Source organism: Pseudomonas sp. CJQ_9, assembly GCF_043106615.1.
In the GTDB taxonomy this organism is placed as follows: Bacteria; Pseudomonadota; Gammaproteobacteria; order Pseudomonadales; family Pseudomonadaceae; genus Aquipseudomonas; species Aquipseudomonas juntendi.
Window position 1 is genome coordinate 39,797 of record NZ_JBICMS010000072.1, and the last position, 15,055, is coordinate 54,851.

A 15,055-nucleotide genomic window follows, 5' to 3' on the forward strand; every position below is an offset into this window, starting at 1 on the left:
CGACGATGACCTTTTCACTGCGCCGCCTCGTCCTCGCTACCGGCTGCCTGCTGTTGGCCGGCAACGCCCTCGCTGCCGAACCGAAACGCCCCGAATGTATCGCCCCCGCCTCGCCGGGCGGCGGCTTCGACCTGACCTGCAAGTTGGTGCAAAGCGCCCTGGTGCAGGAAAAGATCCTCAGCAAACCCATGCGCGTCACCTACATGCCCGGCGGTGTCGGCGCGGTGGCGTACAACGCCGTGGTCGCCCAACGCCCGGCTGACGCCGGCACACTGGTGGCCTGGTCCAGCGGTTCGTTGCTGAACCTGGCCCAGGGCAAGTTCGGCCGCTTCGACGAAAACGCCGTGAAATGGCTGGCCGCGGTCGGCACCAGCTACGGCGCCATCGCGGTGAAGAGCGACTCGCCCTACAAGACCCTCGACGACCTGGTCGCAGCACTGAAGAAAGACCCGAGCAAAGTGGTGATCGGCTCTGGCGGCACCGTCGGCAGCCAGGACTGGATGCAGACCGCCCTGATCGCCAAGGCCGCCGGGATCAACCCGCGCGACCTGCGCTACGTGGCTCTGGAAGGCGGCGGCGAAATTGCCACGGCCCTGCTGGGCGGCCACATCCAGGTGGGCTCGACCGACATTTCAGACTCCATGCCGCACATTCAGAGCGGCAACATGCGCATCCTCGCGGTGTTCTCGGAAAACCGCCTGGACGAGCCGGAGATGAAAGACATCCCGACTGCCAAGGAGCAGGGCTATGACATCGTCTGGCCGGTGGTGCGCGGTTTCTACCTGGGGCCAAAGGTCAGCGACGAGGATTACGCCTGGTGGAAGCAGTCGTTCGACAAGATGCTGGCTTCGGAGGACTTCGCCAAACTGCGCGACCAACGCGAGCTGTTCCCGTTCGCCATGACCGGCGAGGAACTGGACGGCTATGTGAAGAAGCAAGTGGCTGACTACAAGACGCTGGCCAAGGAATTTGGCCTGATCCAGTAAACCTGCCGGATCCACCACCATCCCTGTGTAGGAGCGGCCTTGCGTCGCGATCGGGCCGCAAAGTGGCCCCTGGAACAGCCTTGCGATGCTTCAGACAGATCGCAGAGGCTGGCTTTGCGGCCGCTTCGCGCCCGATCGCGACACGAGGCCGCTCCTACAAGCGATCCCAACGAGGATTCCTTCATGATCCTGCAACGCCTCTTCGCCCTGGTCTTGCTGGCGGTGTGCGCCGTGCTTGCCGTAATGGCCTGGCCCTACCAGGCGGCGTTTTCCTACGAGCCGGTGGGCCCGCGTGCCTACCCACTGCTGATGCTCGGCCTGATGGGCCTGGGCCTACTGTACCTGGCTATCCGCCCGACCCCGATCGTGCGCAAGGACGACGAACCAGAACTGGACCGCGCGACCCTGATCAAGATCGCCGCGTGCGTCGGCCTGCTGCTGGTTTTCGCCGCCACCTTCGAACCCCTGGGCTTCATCCTCAGTGCCATCCTGGTGGGCCTGCCCATGGCGCACCTGTACGGCGGCCGCTGGCTGCACAGCGCCATGGTGGTGGTGGGCATGAGCATCTTCCTCTACTGGCTGTTCGACCGCGTGATGGACGTGCCACTGCCCCTTGGCCTGCTGAGCGTACTGGAGAACTGACACATGGATACCTTGAGCTACCTGGGCCAGGGCTTCGGCGTTGCCCTGTCCCCCTATAACCTGGTCACCGCCCTGTCCGGCACCTTGATCGGCACCGTGGTCGGCCTGCTGCCGGGCCTGGGCCCGATCAACGGCGTGGCCCTGCTGATCCCGATTGCCTTCGCCCTCGGCCTGCCGCCAGAGTCGGCGCTGATCCTGCTGGCAGCGGTGTACCTGGGCTGCGAATATGGCGGGCGCATCAGCTCGATTCTGCTGAACATCCCGGGCGAGGCTTCGACCGTGATGACCACCCTCGACGGTTACCCGATGGCCCGCCAGGGCCTGGCGGGCGTCGCCCTGTCACTGTCGGCCTGGAGTTCGTTCATCGGTGCGCTCATCGCTACCTGCGGCATGGTGCTATTCGCTCCACTGCTGGCCAAATGGGCGATTGCTTTCGGCCCCGCGGAGTACTTCGTGCTGATGGTGTTCGCCATCGTCGCCCTTGGCGGCATGGCCGGTGACAAACCGCTGAAAACCTTCATTGCCGCATTGATCGGGCTTTTCCTGTCGGCGGTCGGTATCGACGCCAACAGCGGCGTCTACCGCTTCACCGGCGACAGCGTGCACCTGGCCGATGGCATCCAGTTCGTGGTGTTGGTACTGGGCCTGTTCTCGATCAGCGAAATCCTCCTGCTGCTGGAAAAGACCCACCATGGCCACCAGGCGGTCAAAGCCACCGGGCGTATGCTGTTCAACTTCAAGGAAGCGGCTTCGGTGTTCGTGGTGAATATCCGCTGCGGCCTGCTCGGTTTCATCATGGGCGTGCTGCCGGGCGCTGGCGCCACGCTGGCCAGCGCCGTGGCCTACATGACCGAAAAACGCCTCGCCGGCACCAGCGGCAAGTTCGGCAAGGGCGACGCCCGTGGCCTGGCGGCACCCGAAACCGCCATTGGTGCTTCCTGCTGTGGCGCCCTGGTGCCCATGCTGACGCTGGGCGTACCGGGCTCCGGTACCACCGCGGTGATGATCGGTGCACTGACCCTGTACAACATCACCCCAGGCCCCCTGCTGTTCGAGCAGCAGCCGGACATCGTCTGGGGCCTGATCGCCTCGCTGTTCATCGCCAACATCATGCTGGTGATCCTCAACATCCCGATGATCCGCATCTTCACCCGCATCCTGGCTGTACCAAACTGGGCGCTGGTGCCGGTGATCGCCATCATCACCGCAATCGGCGTGTACGCCGTGCATGCCACCACCTTCGACCTGTTCCTGATGGTCGGCATCGGTATCATGGGCTACATCCTGCGCAAGCTGGACTTCCCGCTGTCGCCGATCCTGCTGGGCTTCATCCTCGGCGGCCTGATGGAACAGAACCTGCGCCGCGCGCTGTCGATTTCCAACGGTGAACTGGGCATCCTCTGGTCAAGCCCCATCAGCCTGTCGGTATGGGGGCTGACCCTGTGCATGCTGGCCCTGCCGCTGCTACGCAGCTGGCGCAAACGGGCGCAGCAGCGTCGGGCCATGGCCGATGCCTGACCGGTCACTGCCGCTGTACGTTGCAACCGGGCTGGTCGGCCTTGCTGGGGGTTTTGCCGCCAGCAAGGTCGGCTGGCCTTTGCCGTGGATGATCGGCTCGCTGCTGGCGATCATCCTGGTGCGCTGCCTGACGCCCTGGCAATTGCCGGAAATACCCAATGGCCGCAAATGCGGGCAGTGGGTCATCGGCATCGGCATTGGCCTGCACTTCACCCCGGCGGTGATCGAGCAGGTCGCCAGCCACTTCGCCCTGATTTTCTTCAGCGCGGTGTTCACTACCGTGACCAGCGTGATCAGCGTGTGGCTGCTCAGGCGCAGCGGCGAGGACCGCGCCACTGCGTTCTTCGCCAGCATGCCCGGCGGTTCGGGGGAGATGGTCAACCTTGGCGCGCGCAACGGCGCGGTGCTCAGCCAGGTGGCGGCCGCGCAGAGCCTGCGCGTGCTGGCTGTGGTGTTGTGCATACCGGCAGTATTCAAGTACCTGCTGGGCGACGGCGTCGCGCTCAACCACGCAGGCAGCGTAAGCTGGAGCTGGTTGGCCCTGATTGCCCCGCTGGGCATTGCCGTGGCCCTGCTGTGGCAGCGCTTGCGCCAACCCAACCCGTGGTTGTTCGGGCCGCTGCTGGTGGCGGCCTCGGTGAGCCTGGCCGCCAACCTGCAGATCGCCCTGCCCAACGGCGCCAGCCAGATCGGCCAATGGTTGATTGGCAGCGCCCTGGCCTGCCACTTCAACCGGGAATTCTTCCGCCGCGCGCCATCGTTTCTCGCCCGCACCCTGCTGGCCACGGCATTGTGCATGGCCATTGCCGCCCTGGCCGCCTGGGCACTGAGCGTCCTGACGGCACTGGACTTGCGCTCGCTGACGCTGGGCATGATGCCAGGCGGGATTGCCGAAATGAGCCTGACCGCAGAGACACTGCAGCTGTCGGTGCCCCTGGTGACGGCACTGCAGGTGATGCGGCTGCTGCTGGTGCTGTTTTTGGCCGAGCCGTTGTTCCGCGCGTGGAACGCCAGGCCTTGATGAACACAGCGCCCGGCGAGCGGCGAACCTGCTGGCCAGGCGCTGCGCCCGTTCACATGACTACAACGGCGGCAACGCCCAGTTGATCGGCGCCAGCCCGCGCTGCTCGAGGAAGCTGTTGGTGCGGCTGAAGTGCCCGCAGCCGAGAAAGCCGCGGTAAGCCGACAACGGTGACGGGTGCACCGACTTCAGCACCAGGTGCTTGGTGCCATCGATCAGCTTCTGCTTGCTCTGCGCATGTGCGCCCCACAGCAGGAAGACCACGTGCGGGCACTGCTCGCTGACGACCTGGATGATCCGGTCGGTAAAGTGCTCCCAGCCTTTCTTGGCATGCGAGGCCGCATTCGCACGCTCGACCGTCATGGTGGTGTTGAGCAGCAGCACGCCTTGCTCGGCCCAGCTTTGCAGGTAGCCGTGGCTGGCGATCGGGATGTTCAGGTCCCGCTGCAACTCTTTGTAGATGTTGACCAACGACGGCGGCGTGGCCACCCCGGGCTGCACCGAAAAGCACAAGCCGTGTGCCTGGCCCGGCCCGTGGTACGGATCCTGGCCGAGGATCACCACCTTCACCTGTTGCAGCGGTGTCGAGTTGAGCGCGTTGAAGATCAGCGGCCCTGGCGGGTAGATCTGCTTGCCGGCAGCGTACTCGCTACGCAGGAACTCGCGCAGTTGATGCATGTAGGGCTGGTCGAACTCACCGCGCAACGCGGCCTTCCAGCTGGGTTCGAGTTTGATACGGTCGTCGTCAGTCATGGGGCCTTCCATAAACAATGGCGCGACACTAGGTAAGCCCTACCCGCTTGTCAAACGATCCGACCGACGACCGGCATGATTGGCCAGGCAAGCCATACTTGGGCGATGACTTGAGCGAGGTAGCCCATGACCATTCATTGCGAGGTGCTTACCGGCGCCGATGGCGCCCGCATGGGCATCGCCACCCTCGATGCGCCCATGGCGCTCAATGCCCTGACCCTGCCCATGATCGAGGCGCTGGGCGACCAGCTGCAGGCCTGGGCGCGCGACCCTGGCGTGGTCTGCGTGCTGTTGCGTGGCAGCGGCGCCAAGGCATTCTGCGCGGGGGGTGATGTGCGCGCGCTGGCCCAGGCTTGCCGCGATCAGCCTGGCAGCGTGCCACCGCTGGCCGCCACCTTCTTCGCTGCCGAGTACCGCCTGGACTACAGCCTGCACACCTATCCCAAACCATTGCTGTGCTGGGGGCACGGCCATGTGCTGGGCGGCGGCATGGGGTTGCTGCAAGGCGCCAACGTGCGCATTGTCACACCCAGCAGCCGTTTGGCCATGCCGGAGGTCAGCATCGGCTTGTACCCGGACGTGGGTGCCAGCTGGTTCCTGGCCCGGCTGCCAGGCAAGCTGGGGCTGTTCCTTGGCCTGACCGGCGCCCCGCTCAACGCCCGCGACGCCCTGGACCTGGGTTTGGCCGACCGCTTCCTGGGTGAGCACCAGCAAGAAACCTTGGTCGATGAGCTGCTGCAACTGAACTGGCAGGAACACACCGCTTTACAGCTCAACAGCCTGCTCAAGGCCGAACAGCACCGCGTGTGTGCCGAATTACCGGCCGCTCAGTGGTTGCCGCGCCGTTCAGCGATCGACGCGTTGCTCGATGTTGCCGATGCGGCTGCCGCATGGCGCGCGCTGGAAAACCTGAAGCACCATGACGACCCATTGCTGGCCGACGCCGGCCAACGGCTGCAGCAAGGCTGCCCGCTGACCGCCCATTTGGTTTGGGAGCAGATTCGCCGGGCGCGACACCTGTCACTGGCGCAAGTGTTGCAGATGGAGTACTGCATGAGCCTGAACTGCTGCCGCCACCCGGAGTTCAGTGAAGGGGTACGCGCCCGCCTGCTAGACAAGGACAACCAGCCGCGCTGGCACTGGCCGGACGTGGCGCAGGTGCCCGCGGCAGTGGTTGAGGCGCACTTTGCCAAAGTCTGGGAGGGCAGGCACCCGCTGGCGGACCTGGGTTAGTGCGGCCGTTGCCTAGCGCTGCCATTGCCCCTGCCCGCGCGGACCATCACCTCGCCCACCGTCATGGCCTGGCCCATTGGATTGCCAGCCACCACGCGGGTAGCGTTGGCTGCCATCGCGGTAGTCGTGCCGGTCCCGGTCACCCCGGTAGTCATCACGCTGGCGGTTGCCATAGTCATGACGCGGGTTACCGTGCCACTGGGTCACCGGCGGGCGTGGCTGCGGCCGGTAGTAGGGTGCGGGTTGGTAGCGGTAACGCGGAGCGGGCTGGTAGTAGTAGCGTGGTGCCGGCTGGTAGTAGTAGCGTGGCTGTGGCGCCACGTAGTAACGGTCATAACGGTAATACCCGGGCGCTGCATAGCGGTCGCTGGTGTAATAGTCGGAGCGGTAGTAGCTGCCACTCTCGTAGTAAGGCGCGCAGGCGGAAGTCATCGACCCCAGCAGGGCGATCAACAGGATTCGATAGGACATGGCGGCCTCCTGGACCGCTGGAGTGCCCGCACAGCGGCGCTGTCGGGCGTCGATGCGAAATGTGTTCATCGACATTGAATAAGACACTGGGAACAAGGTGCAGTGCCATTCCTGCAATAATTTGATACAGCTGCCCGGGCACCGAAAAACTTGCAGTCATTTCACCGCCACCTCACTAGAATGGGCGGCTCGGCACACATCATGGGAAGATCATGCCTTTACGTTCCGCCCTGTTTTCGCAGCGTTCGCTGATCTTCACCCTACTGTTGCTGCTGGCCTGCGGCTTTCTTGCCACCTCGCTGCTCAGTTACTTCGCTTCACGCAGCGCCATCCGTGACGGCATCATCAACACCGAGTTGCCGCTGACCTCCGACACCGTCTACTCGGAAATCCAGAAAGACCTGATTCGCCCGGTACTGATCGCCTCGATGATGGCCCAGGACACCTTCCTGCGCGACTGGGTGCTGTCCGGCGAGCAGGACACCGCCCGCATAACCCGCTACCTGGGCGAGGTCATGGGCAAGCAGGACACCTTCACCTCATTTTTCGTGTCCGACCGCACCCTGACCTACTACCAGGCCAAGGGGGTGCTCAAGCATGTCGACCTTGGCGCCTGGCGCGACGCCTGGTACTTCCGCCTGCGTGAGCTCAAGGCGCCTTATGAGATCAACGTCGACCTCGACATGGCCAACCATGACAGCCTGACCGTATTCATCAACTATCAGGTGCATGACTATCAGCAACGCTTCATCGGCGCCGCCGGTGTCGGCCTGAGCGTATCGTCGGTGGTCAAGCTGATCGACCGCTATCAACAACGCTACCAGCGCGCGGTGCTGTTCACCGACGCCAAGGGCAAGGTCCTGCTGACCGGCTCGGCAGGCGGCCCGCATGGCCTACAGGTGGGCCAGCAGCTCAGTGCCAACCCCGAACTGCAGGATCTGCTGGCAGAACGGCCGGTACCCAGTGAAGGCAGCCACGAGTACCGTGACAGCGACCAGCACAGCCACTTCCTCAACGTGCGCCAGTTGCCTGAGCTGGACTGGTACCTACTGGTGGACAAGCGGGAAACCGGCGCGCTTGATCGCATTCGTCACTCGCTGTACCTGAACCTGGCGATCTGCACCATGATCACCCTGGTGGTACTGGCACTGGTACACGCCATGGTCCGCCGCCATCAGGCCAGCACAGAGGCCCTGGCGACCCTCGACAGCCTCACCGGCCTGCTCAACCGGCGCAGCTTCGACCTGCTGGCTGCCCAGGCCCTGCGCGAAGCCCAGCGCGAAAGTGGCCCACTGGTAGCAATGCTGTTCGACCTGGACCACTTCAAGGCGCTGAACGATACCCATGGCCACCTGGCAGGCGACGAAGTGCTGCGCCAGTTCGCCAATGTACTGCAAAGCAGCCTGCGCCAGTCGGATATACTGTGCCGCTGGGGTGGCGAGGAATTCATCGTGCTGCTGCGTGAAGCCGAGGGTCGGCACGCCATCGAGGTGGCCGAAAAGATCCGCCAGCGCACCGAGCAGCTAACCTTCAGCTACGACGACCAGCCACTGCGCCTGACCACGAGCATCGGCCTGAGCAGCCTGCGACCGGGGGATACCCTGCACACCCTGCTGACCCGCGCCGACCGTGCCCTTTATCGTGCCAAACAGGCTGGCCGCAACCGTGTCTGTAGCGAAACCCCATGACTGATCAGCAACACTGCCCCGCTTGCGGCGCGCTCAACCACTGCAGCCTGGCCGACCCACGCCGCGCCACCCAGGCCTGCTGGTGCCACGGTGTCACCATCGACCCGAGCGTGCTCCAGGCACTGCCCGCCGCGCTGCGGGACAAAGCTTGCCTGTGCCCGCGCTGCGCCGCCGTTGAAGACCAACTCCAATCACGCCCTTCCAGCTGACGCCAAGCAATGCGCCTCGATCGTTTCCTTGCCAACCTGCCCCACTGCAACCGCCAGCAAGCCCGGCTGATGCTGGCCCAGCGCCGTGTGCGCCTGGATGGCCAGGTCATCAGCGACCCGCTGGCCGAGGTGCGGGAGTTCAGCCGGGTGCAACTGGACGAGCAGTTGCTGCAGGCTGGCCGCCCAGCGCGCTACCTGATGCTGCACAAGCCGGCCGGCTGCGTGAGCGCGACCCAAGACCCACAGCACCCCACTGTGCTCGAGCTGTTGCCGGCGGCGCTGCGTGCGGACCTGCACATCGCCGGGCGCCTGGACTTCAACACCACCGGCCTGATGATCCTGACCAACGATGGCCAGTGGTCGCGCCGCCTGACCCAGCCAGCGACCAAGCTGCCCAAGCAGTACCTGGTGGAAACCGAGGACGAGATTGCCGAGCACTATGTGGCCAAGTTCCGTGAAGGCTTCTACTTCGCCTTTGAGAACCTCACCACCCAGCCCGCCCAGCTGGACATTCTAGGGCCGCGGCAGGCGCGGCTGGCGATTGTCGAAGGGCGTTATCACCAGGTCAAACGCATGTTCGGGTTTTTCGACAACAAGGTCGTGGGGCTGCACCGGGAGAGCATGGGGGCGATCCGGCTCGACCCGGGGTTGGCGCCCGGGGCCTTTCGGCCACTCACGCCGGAAGAAATAGGCACCGTCTAGCCCGCCCGCGAATCCGCGGAACCTACCGCTGAGCGGTTGCGATACGACCGCTCAGCGCCAAACGTCACAATTAAGCCCGAACGGCACTTGCAGGATCCCCGCCCCCCTGCTTGAATCCCAATCGTCAGTCTGCATGTGACCACCAAGTCACGACCGTAGACCCAGACACTTTTTGTCGGCCACCCAGGGCCTAGATGCCTTGGGGCACGGCAGATTGCCCGCCATACAACAACACCGTCGACGCAAGTGCCAAGGATCGACACAGGGCCCCGGTTACTCTTCAGGCGAATGCCTACCTGTCATAAAGAACGTGCACCCTGAGGTCCTGTTTCGGGAATGCGCTCTCTTTGGGCCAGTGGCTTGAGTGTTCGGCCAAGCCGCCGGCAAAAGTGCACAACCCGTTTCCGCGACAGGCCACCAGGTGACGCGAATACCCTTTTTGCGCCAGGAGTCGATGACATGAGGCCAGAAATCGCTGTACTTGATATTCAAGGTCAGTATCGGGTTTACACGGAGTTCTATCGCGCGGATGCGGCTGAGAATACGATCATCCTGATCAACGGCTCGCTGGCCACCACAGCCTCGTTCGCCCAGACGGTGCGCAACCTGCACCCGCAGTTCAATGTCGTCCTGTTCGACCAGCCCTACGCGGGCAAATCCAAACCGCACAACCGCCACGAACGGCTGATCAGCAAGGAGACCGAGGCGCATATCCTCCTTGAACTGATCGATCACTTCCAGGCCGACCACGTGATGTCGTTCTCGTGGGGCGGTGCCAGCACGCTACTGGCACTGGCGCACCAGCCGCGGTCTGTGAAGAAGGCCGTGGTGAGTTCGTTCTCGCCGGTAATAAATGAACCGATGCGCGACTACCTGGCACGCGGTTGCCAGTACCTGGCCGCCTGCGACCGCTATCAGGTTGGTAACCTGATCAACGACACCATCGGCAAGTACCTGCCGTCGCTGTTCAAGCGGTTCAACTACCGGCACGTCAGCAGCCTGGACAGCCACGAGTACGCGCAGATGCACTTCCACATCAACCAGGTGCTGCAGCATGACCTGGCACGGGCACTGGATGGCGCGCGCGCTATCGATATTCCGGTGTTGTTCATCAATGGTGAACGCGACGAGTACACCACGGCCGCAGATGCACGGCAGTTCGGCAAACACGTGGGGCGCAGCCAGTTTGGGGTTATCCGCGGTGCAGGGCACTTTCTGGACATGGAGACCAAGGCCGCCTGTGAGGACACCCGCAATGCCATGCTGGGCTTCCTCAAGCCAACCTTGCGCGAAGCCCGGCAACGTTACCAGCCGCTGCAACAGGGGCAGCATGCACTGGCTATCTGAGCAACTCGGCGCCTGGGTGCGGATACCCGCCGGCATGGGGCGCCGACACGCTTTTTTTATAACGTGGGCTTCTATTTCACGCAGGGTTCTGGTAAAAAGTGCGGCGTAAGGCGGGTATAGTTTAGTGGTAAAACGAAAGCTTCCCAAGCTTTAGTTGAGGGTTCGATTCCCTCTACCCGCTCCACATTACATCCCCCCGCATGGCGTTCCGGCAACGTCATCGCTATCAAAAGGAGCGTTCGCTCCTTTTCGTTTCTGCCAATCGCTACAATCTGCTGCTTTCGATGATCAGCAGCATGGCCAATTGCCTGTCGATCCGCTTCAATGCGCCCATGGTTTCGTGAAACATTTCGAAAGGATGACGCATGTTGCTCTCCCGCTGGCTACCGGGCCTTGCCAACCTGCTGCACTACCGCCGCGAATGGCTGCAGGCCGACCTGCAAGCAGGGCTGTCGGTGGCAGCCATCCAGATCCCGATTGCCATCGCCTACGCCCAGATCGTGGGCCTGCCGCCACAGTATGGCCTGTACGCCTGTGTACTGCCGATGATGGTCTACGCGCTGATCGGGAGCTCGCGCCAGTTGATGGTCGGCCCCGATGCGGCTACCTGCGCCATGATTGGCGGGGCAGTGGCGCCGCTGGCCCTGGGCGATCCGCAACGCACTGCCGAGCTGTCGGTGATCGTCACCGTACTGGTCGGGGTCATGCTGATTGCCGCTGGCCTGGCGCGGGCCGGTTTCATCGCCAGCTTCTTCTCGCGGCCGATTCTGATCGGCTACCTCAACGGTATCGGCCTGAGCCTGATCGCCGGGCAGTTATCCAAGGTGGTGGGGTTCAGGATCGAGGGCGACGGTTTCATCCTCAGCCTGATCAACTTCCTCCAGCGCCTGGGCGAAATCCACGGGTTGACGTTGTGTATCGGCCTGGCCGCCCTGGGCCTGCTGATCTGGCTGCCACGCCGCTACCCGCGCCTGCCGGCAGCGCTAACGGTGGTGGCGCTGTTCATGCTGCTGGTGGGTGTGTTCGGCCTCGACCGCTTCGGCGTCGCCATCCTCGGCCCGGTGCCTGCCGGCATCCCGCAACTGGCCTGGCCACACAGCAACCTGGCAGAAATGAAAAGCTTGCTGCGCGACGCCCTGGGTATCGCCACGGTCAGTTTCTGCAGCGCCATGCTCACCGCACGCAGTTTTGCTGCCCGGCATGGCTACGCCATCAACGCCAACCACGAGTTCGTGGCGTTGGGCGTGAGCAATCTGGCCGCCGGGGTTTCCCAGGGTTTTGCCATCAGCGGTGCCGACTCGCGCACCGCCGTCAACGACATGGTCGGTGGCAAAAGCCAACTGGTCGGCATCGTCGCCGCCCTGGTGATCGCCTTGATCCTGCTGTTTTTCACCGCCCCCATGGCGTGGATCCCTCAGGCCGCACTGGGCGCGGTGCTGCTGATGGCTGGCTGGGGGCTGATCGATATCAAGTCATTGGGCCACATTCGGCGCCTGAGCCGTTTTGAATTCTGGCTGTGCCTGCTGACCACCGTGGGGGTGCTGGGGCTAGGCGTGCTGCCCGGCATCGTGTTTGCCGTGACCTTGGCGATACTGCGCTTGCTGTACAGCATCTACCAGCCTACCGACGCCGTGCTTGGCTGGCTGCCGGGCACCGAAGGCCAGGTCGACATTCGCAAGTTCAAGGATGCGCGGACGGTGCCCGGCCTGGTGGTCTATCGTTTCGACGATGCAATCCTGTTCTTCAATGCCGACTACTTCAAGATGCGCCTTCTCGAGGCGGTGCAAGGCGAGGCACAGGCCAAGGCCGTTTTGTTCGATGCCGAGGCCGTGACCAGTATCGATGTCAGCGGCATGGCCGCATTGCGTGAAGTGCGCGACACCCTGGCCGCGCAGGGCATTCTCTTCGCCATCGCCCGTGCCCGCGGCAGCTTCCTGCGTATGTTGGTGCGCTCGGGCATGGCGCGCGAAATGGAGGACAAATTGCTGTTCGGTTCGGTGCGCGCCGGCATTCGGGCCTACCGGGTATGGCGTAACCGCAAGCGCAGCGTGCCGGCCGCCAGGCAGGGTTGATGCCCCTTCCCCCCGCCTGACATGCTAAAGTCGCCCCGCGCCCGCACCACCAATGGACCCAGCATGCCTGCACTCGACGCCCCTCTCCTGCCCTGGCCGGAACTTGCCGCCCGCCACCCCTGCGATGCCCTGCTGCTGGGTAACGGCGCCAGCCGCGCAGTGTGGAAGCCGTTCGGCTATTTCTCGCTGTTCGAGGAGGCGCAACGCGCCGGTCGCAAGAAAGGCCTGGCGATCAGCGACCAGGCCTTGTTCAAGTCCTTGGGCACGGAGCTGTTCGAACCGGTGCTCAGCGCGCTCAACACCACCGTGCGCGCCAATGCTGCGCTTGCCATCAACTCCACTGCGCCGCTCAACCGCTATTACTCGATCAAGGAAGCGCTGATCCACGCCGTGCGCACCGTGCATCTGCCCTGGCGGCTGATGCCCCCGGCAACCCTGGCCGTGCTCAATCAGGCCTTACGCGACTATCGCAGCGTCTACACCAGCAACTACGACCTGCTGCTGCCTTGGGCCCTGCAACATGCCCCTCAGGGCTTCGCCGACCTGTTCGACGAGCACGGTTACTTCGATGTGCGCCGGCGCAGCAGCGAGGGTACCCGGGTGATGCACTTGCACGGGGGCTTGCACCTGCTCAAGCAACCCGACGGCACCACCCGTCAACGCAGCGCCGAGAGCGCCGAGCTGCTGGAAGGTTTTGCCGTGAACATTCCCGGTGAAGTGCCGCTGTTCGTCAATGAAGACCGCAGCGACGAGAAACTGCGCGCCATCCGCCACTCGGACTACCTGAGCTGGTGCCTGGGGCAGCTGGCCCAGGAACACCGCGGCCTGTGCCTGTTCGGGCAGCACCTGGACAGCACTGACCAGCACCTGCTCGACGCCATTCGAATGGCCGGGCCCAAGCACCTGGCGATCGCCATTCGGCCGTTGAGTGAAGCGTCGGTGATCAACCAGAAGCAGCATTTCGTCGATCGCCTGGGCGCCATGCCGGGCACGTCACTGCACTTCTTCGATGCCACGACGCATCCGCTGGGCCAGGCATCGCTGTCTATCGAAGCCGTGTTCACCCGAGGTTGAGGCCAGCTTCAAACGCCTGTTGAAGGGGCCAGTGCCGCCTCAAAGCAGCCCGTCAACTCGCAACAGCGTCTCCAGGCAATGCTCCTGCACCCCATAGAACGCTTTGAGCTGGACGATTTTCTCCAGCAGCGTACGGTTGTCGCCCGGCTGGCGCCGCTTCACTGCAAGAATCATCTTGTTCTTGTTGGTGTGCTCCAAGGAGATGAACTCGAACACCTTGGTCTCATAACCACAGGCCTCCAGGTACAGCGCCCGCAAGCTATCCGTGAGCATTTCGGCCTGCTGGCCCAGGTGCAGGCCGTACTGCAGCATTGGCTGCAGCAGGCCCGGGCTGTGCAGTTGCGGGCGGATCTGTTTGTGGCAGCACGGCGAACACATGATGATCGCGGCATTGCTGCGGATGCCGGTATGGATGGCATAGTCGGTGGCGATGTCACAGGCATGCAGGGCGATCATCACCTCGATGGCGTCGGGTACCACGCTGCGCACGTCACCACACTGGAACTCCAGGCCCGCATGCTGCAACCGCACCGCGGCGGCGTTGCACAGGTCGACCATGTCCTGGCGCAGTTCAACCCCGGTCACCTGCGCTTCGCGGCCCAACGTATTGCGCAGGTAATCATGCATGGCGAAGGTCAGGTAGCCCTTGCCCGAGCCAAAGTCGGCCACCCGCAGTACCTGCTGTGCCGGCACCGGGGCGCTGGCCAGGGCGTGGTCGAAGACCTCGATGAACTTGTTGATCTGCTTCCACTTGCGCGACATGGACGGGATCAGTGCCCCCTGCGCGTCGGTTACGCCAAGGTCGCGCAGGAATGGGCGCGACAGCTCCAGGTAGCGTTTTTTCTCGCGGTCATGGCCACTGGCGGGCGCAGCCTCGCGCGGGGCTTGTGCACCATGGCGCTGAAGCATCGGCTTGCCCTTCTTGCTGAAGGTCAGCTGTACTTCGCCATCGGTATCGAAGAGGTGGGCGTTACGGAAGCTGCCCGGCAGCAACTCGGCCACCAGCGCCAAGGCGTCGTCCAGAGCCAGGTTGCGGGTGATGTCACGGGTCTGGTGACGGTAGACCAGCGACAGGCAGGGCTGGCCCTTGACCTGCAGCGGCTTGGCGATGATTCGTTGCAGGGTCTGGTCGGCACCGACATGGCGCGCCAGCACCAGCTTGACCAACGTGCCGCCCTGCAGGGCAGCGTTCAGCAGGTCGAGGAACTGGGCGAGTGCGTCCGGCGCGGCGGAAGCGGAATGACTGGCGGGCATGGACAAAGGGGCCTTGGGTAGCGGAACGCTCATTCTACCGTGTGCCGCGCGGCCAGGCATACCTTGGCCACCCACGGCCGCGTCA

At 63.9% G+C, this 15,055-nt stretch carries 14 protein-coding genes and 1 tRNA gene; 12 read left to right on the plus strand and 3 right to left on the minus strand.

The annotated features are described in order from the left end of the window. Nucleotides 1–5 precede the first annotated feature (5 nt). From ACF8SD_RS13480 to ACF8SD_RS13495, 4 genes are all read left to right on the plus strand, one after another. Nucleotides 6–986 carry a tripartite tricarboxylate transporter substrate binding protein gene (locus ACF8SD_RS13480; protein ID WP_054912178.1) on the plus strand — a complete coding sequence of 327 codons (981 nt, stop codon included), beginning with the start codon at nucleotides 6–8 and terminating at the stop codon, nucleotides 984–986. A gap of 183 nt (nucleotides 987–1,169) precedes the next feature. Beyond that, nucleotides 1,170–1,628 (plus strand): tripartite tricarboxylate transporter TctB family protein, encoded by a 459-nt coding sequence (locus ACF8SD_RS13485; protein ID WP_173890887.1) that lies wholly within the window; start codon nucleotides 1,170–1,172, stop codon nucleotides 1,626–1,628. 3 nt (nucleotides 1,629–1,631) lie between these two features. Next, nucleotides 1,632–3,146 (plus strand): tripartite tricarboxylate transporter permease, encoded by a 1,515-nt coding sequence (locus ACF8SD_RS13490; protein WP_173890888.1) that lies wholly within the window; start codon nucleotides 1,632–1,634, stop codon nucleotides 3,144–3,146. Beyond that, nucleotides 3,139–4,167, plus strand: a complete 1,029-nt coding sequence (locus tag ACF8SD_RS13495) for an AbrB family transcriptional regulator (RefSeq protein ID WP_392483538.1) — start codon at nucleotides 3,139–3,141, stop codon at nucleotides 4,165–4,167. The genes ACF8SD_RS13490 and ACF8SD_RS13495 overlap by 8 nt, the downstream gene beginning before the upstream one ends. A gap of 60 nt (nucleotides 4,168–4,227) precedes the next feature. On the opposite strand, the gene ung is transcribed toward ACF8SD_RS13495, so the two are convergent. After that, nucleotides 4,228–4,920 carry a uracil-DNA glycosylase gene (gene ung / locus ACF8SD_RS13500; protein WP_009683066.1) on the minus strand — a complete coding sequence of 231 codons (693 nt, stop codon included), beginning with the start codon at nucleotides 4,918–4,920 and terminating at the stop codon, nucleotides 4,228–4,230. A gap of 126 nt (nucleotides 4,921–5,046) precedes the next feature. Between ung and ACF8SD_RS13505 the strand changes: the two genes are divergently transcribed. Beyond that, nucleotides 5,047–6,153 carry an enoyl-CoA hydratase/isomerase family protein gene (locus ACF8SD_RS13505; protein WP_392483539.1) on the plus strand — a complete coding sequence of 369 codons (1,107 nt, stop codon included), beginning with the start codon at nucleotides 5,047–5,049 and terminating at the stop codon, nucleotides 6,151–6,153. Between the two features lie 12 nt (nucleotides 6,154–6,165). On the opposite strand, the gene ACF8SD_RS13510 is transcribed toward ACF8SD_RS13505, so the two are convergent. Then, the gene (locus tag ACF8SD_RS13510; RefSeq protein ID WP_173890891.1) at nucleotides 6,166–6,624 is read right to left on the minus strand and encodes a hypothetical protein; all 459 of its coding nucleotides are present in this window, start codon (nucleotides 6,622–6,624) and stop codon (nucleotides 6,166–6,168) included. Nucleotides 6,625–6,836: 212 nt separating this feature from the next. Between ACF8SD_RS13510 and ACF8SD_RS13515 the strand changes: the two genes are divergently transcribed. The 7 genes from ACF8SD_RS13515 to ACF8SD_RS13545 all read left to right on the plus strand — a co-directional run bounded on the left by ACF8SD_RS13515 (nucleotide 6,837) and on the right by ACF8SD_RS13545 (nucleotide 13,716). After that, complete coding sequence (locus tag ACF8SD_RS13515; protein WP_392483540.1) at nucleotides 6,837–8,312, plus strand: diguanylate cyclase; 1,476 nt, start codon at nucleotides 6,837–6,839, stop codon at nucleotides 8,310–8,312. Then, nucleotides 8,309–8,521, plus strand: a complete 213-nt coding sequence (locus ACF8SD_RS13520; protein WP_392483541.1) for a cysteine-rich CWC family protein — start codon at nucleotides 8,309–8,311, stop codon at nucleotides 8,519–8,521. The genes ACF8SD_RS13515 and ACF8SD_RS13520 overlap by 4 nt, the downstream gene beginning before the upstream one ends. A 9-nt stretch (nucleotides 8,522–8,530) precedes the next feature. Next, nucleotides 8,531–9,223, plus strand: coding sequence for a pseudouridine synthase (locus tag ACF8SD_RS13525; protein WP_173890893.1), 693 nt, complete (start codon nucleotides 8,531–8,533; stop codon nucleotides 9,221–9,223). 459 nt (nucleotides 9,224–9,682) lie between these two features. Then, nucleotides 9,683–10,570: an alpha/beta fold hydrolase gene (locus ACF8SD_RS13530; protein ID WP_392483542.1), complete on the plus strand. Its 888-nt coding sequence runs from the start codon at nucleotides 9,683–9,685 to the stop codon at nucleotides 10,568–10,570. A gap of 110 nt (nucleotides 10,571–10,680) precedes the next feature. Further along, nucleotides 10,681–10,754 (plus strand) — tRNA-Gly (locus ACF8SD_RS13535). Between the two features lie 181 nt (nucleotides 10,755–10,935). Continuing rightward, the gene (locus ACF8SD_RS13540; RefSeq protein ID WP_392483543.1) at nucleotides 10,936–12,642 is read left to right on the plus strand and encodes a SulP family inorganic anion transporter; all 1,707 of its coding nucleotides are present in this window, start codon (nucleotides 10,936–10,938) and stop codon (nucleotides 12,640–12,642) included. Between the two features lie 63 nt (nucleotides 12,643–12,705). Then, on the plus strand, nucleotides 12,706–13,716 hold the full coding sequence (locus ACF8SD_RS13545; protein ID WP_173890895.1) for a DUF4917 family protein: 1,011 nt from the start codon (nucleotides 12,706–12,708) through the stop codon (nucleotides 13,714–13,716). Nucleotides 13,717–13,755: 39 nt separating this feature from the next. On the opposite strand, the gene ACF8SD_RS13550 is transcribed toward ACF8SD_RS13545, so the two are convergent. Further along, on the minus strand, nucleotides 13,756–14,970 hold the full coding sequence (locus ACF8SD_RS13550; RefSeq protein ID WP_392483544.1) for a class I SAM-dependent methyltransferase: 1,215 nt from the start codon (nucleotides 14,968–14,970) through the stop codon (nucleotides 13,756–13,758). Nucleotides 14,971–15,055 lie beyond the last annotated feature (85 nt).

Coding starts and splice junctions, on each gene's coding strand:
- ACF8SD_RS13530 (WP_392483542.1), top strand. CDS start 9,683: ATGAGGCCAGAAATCGCTGTACTTGATATTCAAGGTCAGTATCGGGTT.
- ACF8SD_RS13525 (WP_173890893.1), top strand. CDS start 8,531: ATGCGCCTCGATCGTTTCCTTGCCAACCTGCCCCACTGCAACCGCCAG.
- ACF8SD_RS13550 (WP_392483544.1), bottom strand. CDS start 14,970: ATGCCCGCCAGTCATTCCGCTTCCGCCGCGCCGGACGCACTCGCCCAG.
- ung (WP_009683066.1), bottom strand. CDS start 4,920: ATGACTGACGACGACCGTATCAAACTCGAACCCAGCTGGAAGGCCGCG.
- ACF8SD_RS13485 (WP_173890887.1), top strand. CDS start 1,170: ATGATCCTGCAACGCCTCTTCGCCCTGGTCTTGCTGGCGGTGTGCGCC.
- ACF8SD_RS13545 (WP_173890895.1), top strand. CDS start 12,706: ATGCCTGCACTCGACGCCCCTCTCCTGCCCTGGCCGGAACTTGCCGCC.
- ACF8SD_RS13505 (WP_392483539.1), top strand. CDS start 5,047: ATGACCATTCATTGCGAGGTGCTTACCGGCGCCGATGGCGCCCGCATG.
- ACF8SD_RS13480 (WP_054912178.1), top strand. CDS start 6: ATGACCTTTTCACTGCGCCGCCTCGTCCTCGCTACCGGCTGCCTGCTG.
- ACF8SD_RS13520 (WP_392483541.1), top strand. CDS start 8,309: ATGACTGATCAGCAACACTGCCCCGCTTGCGGCGCGCTCAACCACTGC.
- ACF8SD_RS13540 (WP_392483543.1), top strand. CDS start 10,936: ATGTTGCTCTCCCGCTGGCTACCGGGCCTTGCCAACCTGCTGCACTAC.
- ACF8SD_RS13515 (WP_392483540.1), top strand. CDS start 6,837: ATGCCTTTACGTTCCGCCCTGTTTTCGCAGCGTTCGCTGATCTTCACC.
- ACF8SD_RS13495 (WP_392483538.1), top strand. CDS start 3,139: ATGCCTGACCGGTCACTGCCGCTGTACGTTGCAACCGGGCTGGTCGGC.
- ACF8SD_RS13510 (WP_173890891.1), bottom strand. CDS start 6,624: ATGTCCTATCGAATCCTGTTGATCGCCCTGCTGGGGTCGATGACTTCC.
- ACF8SD_RS13490 (WP_173890888.1), top strand. CDS start 1,632: ATGGATACCTTGAGCTACCTGGGCCAGGGCTTCGGCGTTGCCCTGTCC.